This is a genomic window from Desulfosarcina sp. (assembly GCF_055467485.1).
Genome location: NZ_JBUOIV010000085.1, coordinates 1 through 15,105, shown reverse-complemented (window position 1 = coordinate 15,105; position 15,105 = coordinate 1). Strand labels below are relative to the sequence as shown.

At 54.8% G+C, this 15,105-nt stretch carries 20 protein-coding genes; 9 read left to right on the top strand and 11 right to left on the bottom strand.

Going from position 1 to position 15,105, the window contains the following annotated elements:
* Positions 1-511 precede the first annotated feature (511 nt).
* The 9 genes from ACZCED_RS23300 to ACZCED_RS23260 form a co-directional block, all read right to left on the bottom strand.
* A complete protein-coding gene (locus ACZCED_RS23300) occupies positions 512-1,213 on the bottom strand; it encodes a cytidylate kinase-like family protein (protein WP_462970852.1) in 702 nt (233 codons plus the stop codon).
* Positions 1,214-1,385: 172 nt separating this feature from the next.
* A complete protein-coding gene (locus tag ACZCED_RS23295) occupies positions 1,386-1,964 on the bottom strand; it encodes a F0F1 ATP synthase subunit B family protein (protein WP_462970851.1) in 579 nt (192 codons plus the stop codon).
* A complete protein-coding gene (locus ACZCED_RS23290; RefSeq protein ID WP_462970850.1) occupies positions 1,961-2,416 on the bottom strand; it encodes a F0F1 ATP synthase subunit B family protein in 456 nt (151 codons plus the stop codon). The genes ACZCED_RS23295 and ACZCED_RS23290 overlap by 4 nt, the downstream gene beginning before the upstream one ends.
* A 97-nt stretch (positions 2,417-2,513) precedes the next feature.
* On the bottom strand, positions 2,514-2,762 hold the full coding sequence (atpE, locus tag ACZCED_RS23285; RefSeq protein WP_319406492.1) for an ATP synthase F0 subunit C: 249 nt from the start codon (positions 2,760-2,762) through the stop codon (positions 2,514-2,516).
* A gap of 85 nt (positions 2,763-2,847) precedes the next feature.
* The gene (gene atpE, locus ACZCED_RS23280) at positions 2,848-3,825 is read right to left on the bottom strand and encodes an ATP synthase F0 subunit C (RefSeq protein ID WP_462970849.1); all 978 of its coding nucleotides are present in this window, start codon (positions 3,823-3,825) and stop codon (positions 2,848-2,850) included.
* Positions 3,826-4,500, bottom strand: a complete 675-nt coding sequence (atpB, locus tag ACZCED_RS23275; protein WP_462970848.1) for a F0F1 ATP synthase subunit A — start codon at positions 4,498-4,500, stop codon at positions 3,826-3,828. It abuts the gene before it with no gap.
* A gap of 17 nt (positions 4,501-4,517) precedes the next feature.
* Positions 4,518-4,907: an ATP synthase subunit I gene (locus ACZCED_RS23270; RefSeq protein ID WP_464861888.1), complete on the bottom strand. Its 390-nt coding sequence runs from the start codon at positions 4,905-4,907 to the stop codon at positions 4,518-4,520.
* A complete protein-coding gene (locus ACZCED_RS23265; protein ID WP_462970846.1) occupies positions 4,882-5,148 on the bottom strand; it encodes an AtpZ/AtpI family protein in 267 nt (88 codons plus the stop codon). The genes ACZCED_RS23270 and ACZCED_RS23265 overlap by 26 nt, the downstream gene beginning before the upstream one ends.
* Positions 5,149-5,219: 71 nt before the next feature.
* Positions 5,220-5,477: a hypothetical protein gene (locus tag ACZCED_RS23260; RefSeq protein ID WP_462970845.1), complete on the bottom strand. Its 258-nt coding sequence runs from the start codon at positions 5,475-5,477 to the stop codon at positions 5,220-5,222.
* Positions 5,478-5,587: 110 nt separating this feature from the next.
* Here ACZCED_RS23260 and ACZCED_RS23255 point away from each other — a divergent pair, with 110 nt between their 5' ends.
* From ACZCED_RS23255 to fabD, 5 genes are all read left to right on the top strand, one after another.
* Positions 5,588-6,358: an MBL fold metallo-hydrolase gene (locus ACZCED_RS23255; RefSeq protein WP_462970844.1), complete on the top strand. Its 771-nt coding sequence runs from the start codon at positions 5,588-5,590 to the stop codon at positions 6,356-6,358.
* 157 nt (positions 6,359-6,515) lie between these two features.
* Positions 6,516-7,202, top strand: a complete 687-nt coding sequence (locus ACZCED_RS23250) for a precorrin-2 dehydrogenase/sirohydrochlorin ferrochelatase family protein (protein ID WP_462970843.1) — start codon at positions 6,516-6,518, stop codon at positions 7,200-7,202.
* A 1-nt stretch (position 7,203) separates the two neighbouring features.
* On the top strand, positions 7,204-8,025 hold the full coding sequence (ccsB, locus tag ACZCED_RS23245; RefSeq protein ID WP_462970842.1) for a c-type cytochrome biogenesis protein CcsB: 822 nt from the start codon (positions 7,204-7,206) through the stop codon (positions 8,023-8,025).
* Positions 8,026-8,100: 75 nt separating this feature from the next.
* Positions 8,101-9,375 (top strand): glutamyl-tRNA reductase, encoded by a 1,275-nt coding sequence (hemA, locus tag ACZCED_RS23240; RefSeq protein ID WP_462970841.1) that lies wholly within the window; start codon positions 8,101-8,103, stop codon positions 9,373-9,375.
* Positions 9,372-10,310: an ACP S-malonyltransferase gene (gene fabD, locus ACZCED_RS23235; RefSeq protein ID WP_462970840.1), complete on the top strand. Its 939-nt coding sequence runs from the start codon at positions 9,372-9,374 to the stop codon at positions 10,308-10,310. The genes hemA and fabD overlap by 4 nt, the downstream gene beginning before the upstream one ends.
* 79 nt (positions 10,311-10,389) lie before the next feature.
* Here fabD and ACZCED_RS23230 read toward each other — a convergent pair whose 3' ends face one another.
* Entirely contained in the window at positions 10,390-10,626 is a 237-nt protein-coding gene (locus ACZCED_RS23230; RefSeq protein WP_462970839.1) for a DUF6812 domain-containing protein, read from the bottom strand.
* A gap of 450 nt (positions 10,627-11,076) precedes the next feature.
* Between ACZCED_RS23230 and dksA the strand changes: the two genes are divergently transcribed.
* The 4 genes from dksA to ACZCED_RS23210 are packed head-to-tail and all read left to right on the top strand — an operon-like array spanning position 11,077 to position 14,090.
* The gene (gene dksA / locus ACZCED_RS23225) at positions 11,077-11,439 is read left to right on the top strand and encodes an RNA polymerase-binding protein DksA (RefSeq protein WP_462970838.1); all 363 of its coding nucleotides are present in this window, start codon (positions 11,077-11,079) and stop codon (positions 11,437-11,439) included.
* Positions 11,417-12,307, top strand: a complete 891-nt coding sequence (locus tag ACZCED_RS23220; protein ID WP_464861887.1) for a PHP domain-containing protein — start codon at positions 11,417-11,419, stop codon at positions 12,305-12,307. The genes dksA and ACZCED_RS23220 overlap by 23 nt, the downstream gene beginning before the upstream one ends.
* A gap of 2 nt (positions 12,308-12,309) precedes the next feature.
* Complete coding sequence (rnc, locus tag ACZCED_RS23215) at positions 12,310-13,023, top strand: ribonuclease III (protein WP_464861886.1); 714 nt, start codon at positions 12,310-12,312, stop codon at positions 13,021-13,023.
* 2 nt (positions 13,024-13,025) lie between these two features.
* Positions 13,026-14,090, top strand: a complete 1,065-nt coding sequence (locus tag ACZCED_RS23210; protein WP_464861885.1) for an elongator complex protein 3 — start codon at positions 13,026-13,028, stop codon at positions 14,088-14,090.
* 114 nt (positions 14,091-14,204) lie between these two features.
* On the opposite strand, the gene ACZCED_RS23205 is transcribed toward ACZCED_RS23210, so the two are convergent.
* A partial coding sequence (locus tag ACZCED_RS23205) for a TRAP transporter large permease subunit (protein ID WP_464861884.1) occupies positions 14,205-15,105 on the bottom strand: 901 nt, incomplete at its 5' end.

Below are 15,105 nucleotides of genomic sequence, written 5' to 3'. Positions count from 1 at the left end.
CCAAGCAGCGCGGCCACGGCCTTGTTGACCAGTTCGAAGCTCAGCGCGACATAGACCGCCAGAAAAACAACAATCGGAAGCAGGGCTCCTTCCATCTTGAATCCTTTTTACGAATCGGATGTATGAACATCATAAAGGTACATCGACCCCATTGGTGATCGATGCGCCGTTTTAGCAAACCATTTTTAATTGGGTGAATACAGCGGCTTCTTGCAGCTGCTCCCCCTGAAAAAGGATCCTTTTAAATCACTCGCGGCCCAATGTCAAACAGGTAAATGGTTTTTTATATAAATTCAGAATATTACGAATCAGTCAAATTGTTGAGGGCGGTGTTCTTGATGAATCGCATTCATAAATGAGGCGGGAATCTGTGCTGCGCAGGGGTCTATCCCGACTAAAGCGAACAATGAGACCAGACAAAAGCGCTGCAATAAAAAAGCCGCCCCGACGGTCTGATGCCATCGGGGCGGCTTTTTCAGTTCATCAACAAACGGCCGGGTGACCGCAAGCATCACTTCTTTTTAGGCTTTACCGCAGCCGGCTTTTTTGCCAACACATCCTTGCTGCCGACCACCATGCCGATCACCGCCCCCAAACATGCGTCGATGTCCAGTTTCTGGGTGTTGACCACCAAATCATAGTTACGAGGATCGGCGACGTCGGCATTGAAGGATTGGCGGATAAAGGCAGATCGCCGGTTTTCCCGGTTGATCACCCGCCGCTTGGCTTCTTCCCGGGTAACGCCGAACTCCTTGGCCACATTCTTCACCCGGACCTCCAAAGGCGCAATAACGCGAACACTCAAGCGGTCTTCCGGCGGAATCAGAAAGTTGGCACCCCGACCGACGATGATGGCATTGCCGTGGCTGGCGATCGCGGCGACCACTTTCATCAGGTGATCCAGGTAAACCCCCGGCCACAGATAACGGTCGTTCACCAGGGAAGCAATAAAATCCTTGATCCCGGAGAGTCGGTCTTTTTCCATGGTTTCGATCACGGCCCCACTGATGTGGGCACTTTCAGCAATTTCCTTGACGATGTCCCGGTCAAACAGATCGATGCCGAGCCGTTTGGCCAGCCCCCGGGCGATGACCCGCCCCCCGCTACCCGGTTCCGAAGAAATGGTGATTACCGGAATATGGGTTTGGGTCTGTTTTTTCCACTTTTCGATCTGATCCTTGATAAAGGTTTCAATGGAGGAATTTTTATCCATGATAGAGGTCCCGTCCTGCCCGTTATATCCTAAAACGGCTATTGATAGAGGTTGGTTTGACGAAATAAGAACCGAGGGTTCCCTAATGAAAAATGGTGGCGCTGTCAAGCCGCAAAACAAGATCGGTTAAATCGTATGAAAGGCTAGTTGTGTGGACGCGACGTGCTTTTGTTCAATCGTGAAGACCGCTCATGTAGTCATCCAACAAGTGCTGAGCGTCTTTCGCGGTCATGATGTCAGGCAGTTTTGCCATTGCCTGATCGATGGCCATATCCAGCAGCTCCAGTTTTAACCCGGCCCTGGCCTGGGTGATCCGGTTCTCCATCTTGCGCCGGGTCTCTTCAAGCATGATTTTACTTTGTTGCCTGGCCTGTTCCACGATCTGCTGTTTGCGTGTCTCTCCCTGGGCAATCAATCGATCTTTCAGTTCCTTAAAATGGGTCCGGCTTTCAGCCCCTTTTTTCTTTACTGCCTTGATTTGACTGATGATCCTGGCTTTCTCGGTTTCCAGTTCACCGATTTCGGACGTGATATCGCTTTTTTGCAGTTTTAAAAAATCTTTTATGGGTTCTTTGGCATATTTTACAATCACGGCAACGAGGATGATAAAGTTGACCCAGCGCATGGCCAAGTCGTAGGTGGGTCTCCATTGGGGGTCTGCGGCCTGGGCCGCTTCGGGCAGCGCCACCATAAACAACCCCGCAAACAGGATCGTGACGCACAGCGCACCGGCTCTTTCAGTCAACCTCATGATTGCAGCCTCCGATGAAGCACTTTTTCCATGATTGTCAGGGTAACGGCCTCCACCTCCCCGGCCAACTCCGTGCGTGCCTGACGTACCTGATCTTTCACCCGGGCCTCGGTTTCATGTCTCAAGTCTGAAATCTGTTGCCGGACCTCTTCCAAAATATCCGCGGCCCGCTTATCCCCTTCGGTTTCAAGGGAAAGAACGACCTTGTGGGCCTCTTGGATGACTCTGGCCTGCTCGCGATCGAGTTCTTTTCCCAGCCGGACCAGGTCTTCTTGCCCTGAAATGATGTCTTTCTGGAAATCGGCAATGAGCTCCTTCCGCTGGGAAATAGTGCTGAGCAGTGGGCGGAACATGATCCGGTTCATGACATAGAGAAAGATCAGGAAGGAGACCAGTTGGACGATAACGGTCTCGTTGATACTAATCAGCGCGTTGGTCGCAATAATTTCCATGGTGGACGCTCTTTGTAGAATAATTGCCGCTAGATGGTTTCAATGCCTGGCGGCAGGTTGAGACGGATCCGAAATGGCCGGCGTCGTTGGGGGTCCGCTAAACCACAAACAGCAGCAACAGAGCAATAACCAGGGAGTAGATACCGGTTGATTCGGAAACCGCCTGGCCCACCAGCATGGTTCGGGTCAGCAGTCCCGCTTCCTTGGGGTTCTTACCGATGGCCTCGCACGCTTTGGCTGCCACCATTCCTTCACCCACGCCGGGGCCGATGGCGCCCAGCCCCATGGAAATACCTGCACCCAGAAATGCTGCCGCTTTGACAATGTCTACACCTTCGATAGCCATGATACGCCTCCTCCGTTACCGTTTTATCATCGTGTCGTTGAATATCTGGAAGTTCAGCGACCAGAGCATCGCTGAAATCATAAAGCTACAGGACAAAGATCAACACCAGGCTGACCACCATCGCGTAGATTGCCGTGGACTGGGAGACCGCCTGGCCCACCAGCATGGTCCGCATGAGATCCGCCGCATGGTTGACGTTGCGGGCCACCCAGCGAACGGCGCCCTCCGCCGCCATGCCGTTGCCCACACCCGGTCCAATGCCGCCAAGGCCGGTGCAAAGACCTGCGCTCAACAGTGCCATGGCCGCCTGTATCTGCATGGACTCGGGAAAGGTTTTAAACATCAGGATAAAACTCACCAGCAATCCGAAAATGGACGGCGTCTGGGCCACGGCCTGGCCCACCAGCATAACGGTCGTGACGTTCCCCACCGCCTCCGGCTGACGGGCAACGCCTTCGCAGCTGGCCCCGGCAGCCATGCCGCCGCCGTATCCCGAACCGATGGCGGCCAGTCCCGTGCTCAGACCGGCTCCCACCAGCGCAGCCCATGTGGGGTGAAGGGGTGCAGTGGAAAAATCCATGAACAGAAGCATCAGTGCCACAACCATGGAGAAGATCGCCGGGGTCTGGCAAACGGCGGATCCGATGAGCATGTTGGTGGTAAGCTTGCTGGATGCTGCCGGCTGGCGGGAGATTCCCAGGCAGGCCTGGCCACCGGGAAACCCGGACCCGACACCCGAACCGATAGCCCCGAATCCCATACTGACGCCGGCACCGAACAGGGCAGCCGCCTTGAGCATCGTTGGATTCCCCTTGTCCATGAACAGAAGCAGGATAGCGACCACCAAGGCAAAAATAGAGGCCGATTCGGCCACCGCCTGCCCCACCAGCATGTTTTTGAAGATATCCCCGGAAATCTTCGGATTCCTGGAAACGGCCAGATTGGCCTGGGCAGCGGTATACCCTTCGCCGATGGCAGCGCCGACCGCACCCAACCCCATGGCAATACCCCCGCCGGCAAACGCGGCAACCTTAACCCAGGCCTGAACATCGAGATCCATCATCTATTTCACCTGGACTGAGATGTATACAACCGTTAACATTGTGAAAACGAACGCCTGAATGGTACCTACGAACATGCCGAAAAAGGCGTAAAGAAAAGGCGGCAGCAAGATGCTGTATGTCAGATAGGAAACCACAAGAATGATGATCGACCCGCCCATGATATTGCCGAACAGACGGAAGGATATGGATACGATCTTGGCGAACTCGCCGATGATATTCAACGGCGCCATAAAAAAAATCGGCTGAAAATACTCGCTGGCATAATTTTTAAACCCTTTTTTCCGTATCCCCGCGACATGGGCGATGACAAAACCCATCAGGCCGAGACTCAAGGGCGTATTGAGGTCCTTGGTGGGCTCATCCAGGTGAGGAACGATCCCCAGCCAATTGGAAACCAGCAGAAACAAGAACAGCGCACAGATCAAGGGCCCGTACTTTTTGGCCATCTCCTTGTCCAGGGCGTCTTCGGTCAATTTGTAGAGATTGGAGACCAGCAGTTCCCCGAATACCTGCATGGATGCCGGCACCATGCCCCGTTTGTGCGCCGTTAATAAACCCAGCGCAATGATCACTAAAAATGCGATCCAGGTCATGAGAATGACCTCGAGGTTGAAAGTCATCGAATAGCCGAAAACCGGTATGATCAATTGATGAATTCTTCCGAGTTCTCCCATGTATCGTCGCCCTTGGTTCAGTGTTTGACAGCACCGACAATCAACCGGGAACCATGTTCGATCATGATCACCAGCTGAACCATGAATAGACCTACTGCCGTGGCTGGAAAATTAAACCGGTCGGACTGCACGGCCAAGACGAGCGGTATCGCCAACAAGGCATAACGCAGCAGCAGGGAAAGGAGAGATCGCCGGGCGGCCGCCTTGCGATTGTCGCTGAGACGGTAGCGCAACGCCTGGCCCATCAGCGCAAAATTGACGGCGCTGAATACCCCGCCAAGAACCAATCCGCGGCAAACCTCTTTTTGGCCCACGGCCAGAAAAAGGAGACCGGCACCAATGGCCAGTACCAAGGCCCGCGAACCGTATTTTTTTTGTAGGTCAAGAACCGTTGTGTCCGTTTCCATCAGGACCTGCCTTGTCTTTCGGTTCTGTGATTTCCAGTATCTGTCGATAGCAGACGTTGGCGCCGCCGGCAATGCCGAGAAGGAGGAAAACCGTGGTGAACACTCCCTTGAGTTCCAGCCATTTATCCAGATAGTGCCCCACAAAAAAACAAAAAACGATGCAGCCGGCCATGGTCAGTCCCAGCTGCATGACGATGGTCAGATTTTCTGCCCAGTCCCTGTTTTTTTTATAGTCGAACAAACGGAGTGTCCGTGTTTAGTCATCAGTCGTCTTATTCATCCGCCGGAGCGTATCTGGCCGGACGGGGTTTATCAAAAAAATGAAACATAACGTCTTATTCGATGGAAAAGAGGATCGGGCGCCGCCAGCGAGACCGAAACAGATTCGTTGCGCTGGTCAGATTTAATAGATTCAAAACAGTTTTCGAATAGCGGCTGAAATAACAAATACCATTCATCCATGTCAAGCATCATGATTGTGCGGTCATTGCAGCCGAATGCGTCAAGAAATAAAAAACACCCGGTGCGAAAAGCGTTTTCGGACAGCAGCTGCCGGCTCCATTTTCCCACGCCAACCCACCGTTCAACGGCGATGAAATCTTTTCTTGCGGTTGAATTCTTATCGGGTTCATCCTAACATGGATGCCGGACGCCCAACTTCATCGAGGAGGCTACCTGTCTTGCAAAGCCAAATCACTATTCTTGGATCCGGAACCTGTGTGCCGTCGCTGACGCGCAGCCCCTGCTCCTTTCTGATGCGAACCAGCGGGGAAAACCTGCTTTTCGACTGTGGCCCGGGGATCATGCGTCGCCTGCTGGAAGTCGATGTCGCCATCTTCGACATTTCCTACCTGTTTCTCAGCCATTTTCACCCGGACCACATCGGCGAACTGGCATCCTTCCTGTTCGCCTTGAAGTACCCGGCGCCATCATCCCAGAAACAGCCCCTGACCATTGTGGCGGGACAGGGGTTCCGGACCTTTTTCGAACGACTGAAAACGGTTTACGGAAACTGGATTGTGCTGCCACCCGACATGTTCACCATCGTTGAACTCGATACGCAACAGGCGGATCGCCGCTCGTTCTCATCCTTTACGGTTTCTTCCATGCCTGTGGCCCACCGACCGGAAAGCTTGGCCTATCGCATTGTCGATGCCGAGGGAAAAACACTGGTCTATTCCGGCGATAGCGATGTCTGCGACGGTCTGACGGCTATCGCCGCCAAGGCCGACCTGATGATCTGTGAATCGGCATTTCCCGACGACAAAAAAATCGACGGCCATTTAACCCCCGCACTAGCAGGGTCAATCGCCCAGGCCGCTGGTGTCAGGCGTTTGGTACTGACTCATTTTTATCCGGCATGCGAGGACGCCGATATTGAAAATCAGTGCCGGAGCACCTATAGTGGTTTGGTTTTACTGGCGCGGGACTTGATGACCCTCGATCTTTGAGTGATCCTGCATGATATGGTTTCTTCCGGGTTCGTTTCACATCCGAAATCAGGGCTTGCGGCTATTGGGGAATGAGGAGTAGACAGGATTATACCACAGCGGTGACGGATGAAGCGTAAGGCTGATATCGGTTTTTTTCGAACCCGGCAACCTTGAAATGGTAGAGATGCGATACTATCCGGTAAATCTTGACATTAAAGGCCGACGATGCTTGGTGGTGGGTGGCGGGCGGGTGGGTGCCCGCAAGGTGGACACCTTGAATCAATGCGGTGCCGTGGTAACCGTGGTCAGCCCGAAAGTCTCTCCGGCGGTCAGGCAACTGGCCGCTGAAAAGGCCATCGTACTGAAACAGCGCCCCTATCGCGCGTCGGATGTGGAGGGCATGTTTCTGGTAATCGGCGCCACCGATAGCGAAACACTGAACCGGCAGATCAACGCTGACGCGGAGCGCCTGAACCTGCTGTGCAACATTGCCGACCGGCCGGAAATCTGCAATTTCATCCTCCCGGCCATTGTGCGTCGCGGCAATTTTGTCATCGCTATCTCCACGGCCGGCAAAAGCCCCGCCTTTGCCAAACATATCCGGAAACGCCTTGAAACCCAGTTCGGCCCCGAATATGGCCTGGTGCTGGAGCTGATGGGCGCGATCCGCAGCAAACTGCTGGCCGACGCCCACGAACCGGAAGTGCACAAACCCCTTTTCGAACAGCTGATCCACGGTGACCTGCTTGCCTTGGTAAAGGCCCAAAAGGTAGATCAGATCGACCAATTGCTGGAAAGCGTTCTGGGCCCCGGTTACCGTTACCACCAGCTAATGCCATCCAACCAGCAGCCCCAGGAGTGACATGGAGCCCGTTTTCGTCATCGCCACCATCATCTACATGTTCAGCTGTGCCTGCTATTTCGGCTATCTCTTTTTTCAGAAACCGTTTCTGCAGCGGACTGCCTTCGGCCTGATGGCCGCCGGGTTTGCCCTGCACACGGTGTCCCTGGTCGCCTGCGGCCTTCGGTCGGGCCATTTTCCGGTCAACAACCTCCATGAAACCCTGTCGTTCACCGGCTGGGCGATCGCGGCGGTCTTTCTTGCCTTTTCCCTCAGGTACAAGCTTAAAGTACTGGGTATTTATGCCGCACCGCTGGTCACCCTGGTGATGATCGCCGCTTACCAGATGCCCAGGCCGGTGTCCGAGAATCCTCAACTGCTGAAAAGCTGGTGGTTGGCCGCCCATATCATCACCATCTTCATGGGCAATGCGGCCTTTGCTCTGGCCTGCGGCCTGGGCATGCTGTACCTGCTCCAGGAAAATGCCATCAAAAGGAAGACCCGCGGGTTTTTCTTCAGCCGCCTGCCATCACTGGACCTGCTGGATACCACCGGTTATGCCAGCATCGTCGTGGGTTTTTCAATGGTCACCATCGGTTTGATCACCGGTGTCATCTACGCCAAAGCCATCTGGGGGAGGTTCTGGAGCTGGGACCCCAAGGAGGTCTGGTCCGCCATCACATGGCTGTTTTACGCGGCACTGCTCCATGAGCGGCTGACTGTCGGGTGGCGGGGAAGACGGGCGGCAATCATGGCCATCATCGGTTTTGGCGTCATCCTTTTCACTTTTTTCGGCGTCAATTTTCTGCTGCAGGGCCACCACGGAAGCTTTACGGCCATGTAGATCCATATAAGGATATAAACCCGGTCCCCCCTGCCGCAGGTACGGCAGGACACGGATCGACTGTGATCTTCTATTATGCGCGATATTGTACTGCTTGGATTGAATCATAAAACCGCCTCGGTCGACGTTCGGGAGTGCATTGCATTTACGGCCGATGAAACTGAACGCGCCCTGGCGATGCTACGGGACAACCCGACCATCGCTGAGTCGGTTCTTTTTTCCACCTGCAATCGGATCGAACTGCTCATGGCCGTCGACCAGCGCGACGCGGCGGTCAGCATTGCCAAACAGTTTATCGCCGAATTCAAGAAAGTGCCCCTTTCCCAGTTTGAAAGCTCCCTCTATCGGTATGACGGCGACGACGCCGTCCGTCACACCCTGCAGGTTGCCGCCAGTTTAGATTCCATGGTGGTGGGCGAACCCCAGATCCTCGGGCAGATGAAAGAGGCCTACCGCAAGGCCACAGTGGAGAAAACCTCCGGTGTGATCCTCAACAAACTGCTCCACCGCACCTTCTTCGTGGCCAAAAAAGTACGCACGGAAACCGGGATCGGCGACCACGCCGTCAGCATCAGCTACGCCGCCATCGAACTGGGGAAAAAGATCTTCGGCGACCTTGAAGGCCGGCGCGTCATGCTGATCGGCGCCGGAGAAATGGCCGAACTGGCCGTCGAACATCTGATCCGCAACCGGGCCGGCACCATTACCGTGGCCAACCGAACCTTTTCCAGGGGCGTCGAACTGGCCACCCGCTTCAGGGGGAAAGCGATTAAATTCGAGGAAATTATCGACTGCATCAATGATGTGGACATCGTCATCAGTTCCACCGGTGCCAGCGAATACGTGCTGCGCAAAAATCAGATAAAAACCGCCATGAAAAGCCGCCGCAACCGCAGCCTGTTTTTCATTGACATCGCCGTACCCAGAGACATCGATCCGGACATCAACCGCATCAGCAACGCCTATGTTTACGATATCGACGACCTTAAGGGTATCGTGGACGACAACATCGAAGACCGCAACCGGGAGGCGGTAAAGGCCCAACGGATCATCGATGAGGCGGTGATTGGCTTTCGCAAATGGGTTGACACCCTCGAGGTGGTGCCAACCATCATTTCTCTGCGGGGCAAAGTGGAAGCCGTGGCCAGACAGGAATTGGAAAAGACCTTGACCTCGCTGAACCATCTCTCCGAATCCGACAAACGGACCATTGAACGCATGACCGGCGCCCTGGTGAATAAGATTCTCCACGAACCCACGGATTATTTGAAAAAAAATGGGTGTCGCGGCAACAAATCCGTCGCTTTGGACCTGACACGCAAACTTTTCAATCTGGAGGAAAATCATTGAAAACAATCGCTTTCTTATTTCCCGGGCAGGGCTCCCAAACGGTCGGCATGGGGCATGACCTGTACCAGGAATACGACTTTGTCAGGGAGATCTTCGACACCGCCGATGAAATTGCCGGCGCTCCTGTTTCCCAGTACTGTTTTAAAGGCCCGATGGAAACCTTGACGGAAACCGTTAACCTTCAACCGGCCGTTACGGCCGTTAATCTGGCTTGCCTGGAGGCCATTCAGCGTGCCGGGATCACATGCGGTTTTTCTGCCGGCCACAGTCTTGGTGAATACAGTGCGCTGGCTTCCGCAGGGGTGGTTTCAATGGCCGACACCCTTCGACTGGTGTACAAGCGGGGCGAATTGATGCACCGGGAATCGGTGAAACACAAAGGAGCCATGAGCGCCATCATTGGGTTGGACATCCAGACCGTGGACACGCTGGTGCAAGCCGGCCGTGACACCGGGGTACTTTCCGTAGCCAATCACAATGCGGAACAACAGATCGTTGTCACCGGTTCGCCTGAAGCGGTGGCAGCCGTCTCGGAAGCGGCTAAATCACAGGGTGCCAAGGCGATTCCCCTAAAGGTGAGCGGAGCCTGGCACAGCGATTTGATCAAGGGTGCCGAGGATGAATTCATTGCTTACCTGGGCGCTTTTTCATTCAACGCACCGACAAACAGCGTCATCCACAACGTTACCGCCGACCGCTGTGAGGACGGTCAAGCGATCCAGCAGCTCATGGCCATGCAGTTGTGCAGTCCGGTGCGGTGGTACGATTCAATCCGCCGCCTGCTGTCTGAAAACGTGGAGGTATTCGTGGAAGTGGGTCCGGGAAGGGTCCTGACGGGCCTGCTGAGAAAAATTGTTCCGCAGGACTACAACCACAAGGCCTTTGCAGTCAGCAACCTGAAATCGCTCGAAACGCTGATCTCGGAGCTGGCATGAAAGCCAACGGCCGTTATTGGAAAGAGACGGCAACCTTGCCGATGGGTGGCGGGGTTGCCGTCTTTTAGTACAGCGGTCGTCAATCTTCGGGTTCAATCCAAACGATATGGGCCTTGTTGATGAACAGGGTTTTACCGCTGCAGTCCATGTAGCTGGTATCCACAACCACCAGAAAAGGTCCCTTCTGCAATGTCAGCAGGTCGGAGACCCGTTGATTGGGGGAAATGTTCACTTTTCCCTGAACCGTCGAACCATCGATGGTTTTGATGGTTACGGTCCGATAATCGGTTTCATAGGTATGGTTTGACCCGGTCATTCAGCGCTCTCCTTGATTGTCGGTTATCGTCGTCAACATTGAACCCTCCCTGCGCCCCCGGTGAGAGGGGTCCGCGCTTCGCTTCGACAAGCCGCGCGGACTGATCCCCTAAGAATGAATACCGATCTCCCGTCCGCACCTATTGCCGGCCGCAAGCGACGGGGAATGCGTGCGCGATCGCGGTTCAGTCGCTTAATTTATCATTTACTTAAGAGATTTGTCGCCAGGACTCAAGAAAAAGATCGCTCCAATCATTCAGAATGATCGAAAACAAGCATCGATCCGTGCGGCAGTGGTGCCCTGGACACCGTCAACTACTTGAATATTAGATTAAATTTAGACCGATTGGATCGGCAGCGATGGCACAATAGCACTTTACATGCCCATTTCCTTGTGTTAGTTTTCTTTTTTTGTGAACCATAGCAACCTTCACCTTTGCGGGATTGAGCGATGAACAAAAAAGACCGAAAATTTTTTAAAGAGCTCCTTCACGAGCGGCTGCAGGAACTACTGAGTCATGCCGGCGAGACCGTTTCGGGCATGACGGAACAGAAAGAGACGTTTCCGGACCCCACGGATCGGGCGGCGCTGGAATCGGATCGCAACTTCATGCTGCGCATTCGCGATCGCGAACACAAGCTGATCAAGAAAGTGAAAAAGGCGCTTGATCGAATCGAAAGCGGCACCTTTGGTATCTGCGATAAATGTGGTGAAGACATTTCCATAGAGCGGCTCAAAGCAAGACCGGTCACCACCCAGTGTATCGATTGCAAGACCAAAGAGGAGGCTTTTGAAAAAGCCCTTGGCATCTGACCCGCATACCGGTATCGATCTGCACGTCCACTCAACGGCCTCTGACGGCACCCTGACACCACCCGAAATTCTGGAGATGGCGGTTCTGCTCGGCCTGAAAGCGCTGTCTATTACCGACCATGACACGATTTCCGGATCAGCCGCAGCCCTTGCCCGCGGAATTCCCCGATCCCTTGAATTCATCACCGGAATTGAAATCAGCGCCGCCGCACCCGACGGGTATCCATCCGAAAGCAGCATCCATATTCTCGGATATGGGTTAGATTTTTTAGACGCATCACTGAATAACCTGCTAACCGTCCTTCGATCCTCCCGGGAAAACAGGAGCCCCCGGATCATCCAACGGCTCAGTGACATGGGCATGGACGTCACCATGGAGGAATTGTCCCGGGTCGTCGGTGATGCCACGGCCGGACGCCCTCACATTGCCCAATTGCTGGTCGCTAAGGGCCTGGCCGATTCAATTGACGACGCATTTGACCGGTTTTTAGGCAAGCACAAACCGGCCTATGTCGAGAAATACCGGGTGCCTATGCAAGAGGCCATTGACGTCATCAGATCCGCAGGAGGGGTGGCGGTGCTTGCCCACCCGTTTCTGAATGACACGCCCCAGGCAGACGACTTCGAGACCTTCCTGCTGACGCTCAAGGAGATGGGGCTTGAAGGCATCGAGGCCGTCTACCCCGAACATCCCGAAGCCGCCACAGCCCGCTACTGCCAGCTGGCTCTGAAGCACAACCTCCTGATCACCGGTGGCACCGACTTTCACGGTGCCGTTACCCCGGGAATCCAAATGGGTATTGGTGCGGGCAACTTTCATGTACCCTATTCCTGCTATGAACGCCTGATGGCGCATTTAGAGCCATGAGCATGGATGGCCCGACTCCCGAAAACGCCGCCCACGACAACTTGGAACGTGCACTCGGGTACCGGTTCAAGCGTGTCGAACAGCTGACGGATGCGCTTCGCCACAGTTCCTATGTCAACGAGCAGCCCCAAACCGGCATCACCAGCAACGAGCGGTTGGAATTTTTAGGCGATGCCGTGCTGAACCTGGCCATCAGCCATCTTTTAATGGAACGGTACCCGGATCTGACCGAGGGGGAATTGTCCAGAACCAGGGCTCAACTGGTCAATGAAACCGAATTGGCAGCCATCGCCCGGGAGATCGGAATTGGCCCCCACCTGCTGCTGGGAAAAGGGGAAGCACTGACCGACGGCAGGGAAAAAAACTCGATTCTGGCAGATGCCACCGAGGCGGTGATCGCCGCCATCTATATCGATGGCGGGTTCGATGCCGCTTTTGGGTTTGTGAAAAATCAGTTCCGTGAACGGCTGCGCAACGCCAGCCGCACGCGCCATGACACCGACTTCAAGAGCATGCTTCAGGAACGGGTTCAGTCGATCCATCACGAAGTGCCCCGATATGCGGTCATCGACGAGATTGGCCCGGATCACGATAAAACCTTCAGGGTTCGGATGACCGTAGCCGGGATCACTGCCGAAGGCGATGGAAAAAGTAAGAAAATGGCTGAGCAGGAAGCCGCCAGGGCAGGCCTCGAGCGGTTGGATCGATCCGATTGACCATGGAAATCCAAAGCGACGCCGGACCTGCCGGACGACCCTTGATCATCCCTATTTTCATCCCCCACATGGGATGCCCCCACCGATGTATTTTCTGCAACCAGCGGGTCATTACCGGTAAAACCGCACAGACCCCGTCTCCGGAACAGATTCAAGAGGAAGTGAACCGATTTTTAAAATACGGCAAAGATCGACCGTCCACAACGCAGATTTCCTTTTTCGGGGGCAGTTTCCTGGGTCTTGAAAAGGGGACAGTCCTGTCACTGCTGGAGGCTGCCATGCCCTTTGTGCGGCGAAAGGATGTGGACAGCATTCGCTTCTCCACCCGACCGGACACCATCAGTCAGGAATCCCTGAGCCTGCTGGACCGTTTTCCAGTCTCAACGGTAGAGTTGGGTGTTCAGTCGATGAACGACCGGATCCTCGATGTCGCCGGACGGGGGCACCGGGCTGCAAGCACGGTGGTCGCCACCGGCATGTTAAAGGAGCAAGATTACCAGGTGGGCCTGCAGATGATGGTGGGGCTTCCCGGGGACGACGACGACGGCGCCATGGAAACCGCCCTCCGGATTGCCGCCTTGCGGCCGGATTTTGTCAGGATCTATCCGACCCTGGTTCTCAAGGGCAGTCTGCTTGCCGGACGATTGAAAGACGGCAGCTATCATCCCATGGCGCTGGAATCTTGTGTCACGCTGGTAAAACGCCTGTACCTTTATTTCAAATTGCATGACATACCGGTGGTCCGCATGGGACTTCAGGCCTCGGACGGATTGACCCGGGCGGGCGACTTTATCGCCGGTCCCTACCACCCGGCCTTCGGCCACCTGGTGCATGCGGAAATTGTTCTCGATGCCATTTCATCCGCACTGGACAGGATGGGAAAACTTCCGGACCCCCTGACCATATCCGCCCATCCCAGCATGGTTTCCCGCGTTCAAGGTCTGAACAAACGAAACATCTGCCGGCTGAAAAACACTTTTGACATTAAAAAGATAGCCCTGCTCCAAGATGAATATCTGGCGAAAAACCTTCTGGTGGTCGCTGAACAGGAAGTTGTCCTCCCATAGGCACCGGTAATCGGTAACGCCCATTTTTTTTCGTCCAAAAAAAACCCCCGCCCGTTACGGCGAGGGTTTTTTAGATTTGAAGTTAGCGGCGTGAACGGATCTTCCAGGGATCGGTCAGGCGGCCGGGGCTTTCTTGAACCACGCGATAATTTGCTTGATCCAAATTCCACTTAAAATATACGAATAGAGCCAGGTGCCAAAGATGATCAAAATGAAAGCCTTGACGATGTCCATGGCGCTGCCGTTCAGGGAAAATGCCGGGACATAGCCGAAAAGGAACGGCCCCAGGTAGAGGAACTTGGCGAACTTGAAGGAGGCGAAGGCCGTGCGCCACATGTTGGCCTTGGCGATGGTCGCCCCCGCAAAGGCCGCAATGCAAACCGGCGGGGTGATGTTGGAATCCTGGGAGAGCCAGTAGACGATCATGTGGGCGGCGATTTCGTTGACCCCCAGATGGGTCAGGGCCGGTACGGCCACCACGGCCGTAATCAGGTAGGCTGCGGTGACCGGCACGCCCATGCCGAGGACGAGGGATGCCAGCGCGATCAGAAAGATGGTCATCACCAGCGATCCGCCGGCCAACTCGATGACAATGTCCGCAAAGGTCAGCACCAACCCGGTAAAGGTCAACACGCCGATGATGATACCGATGACGCCGATGGTGGCGCCGATCTTGAGGCTGTTTTCCGTTCCGGAACGGGAGGCCTCCACAAATCGTTTAAGCCCTGAACGAATGGCTGGCCGATGTTCTTTTTTAATCGCGTACCAGATCACGCAAAGGGCGATGCCGGCAAATACCATCTCCCTTTCAGAAAACATGCGGTTGAAGCTCCTGCCGGCCTCGGGCCCGACGGTCTTGCTGAGCAACAGCGATGTCATCTGCGTGGCAAGGACCAGCGCCATGACGACGGCCAAGGTGTAGTCGATATGGGTCTCTTTGTACTTGTAGCTGACGACAATGCAGGTGGCCAATCCCAGGATGGCCGAATAGCCCGGTGAGTAGCCGGTCAGCATG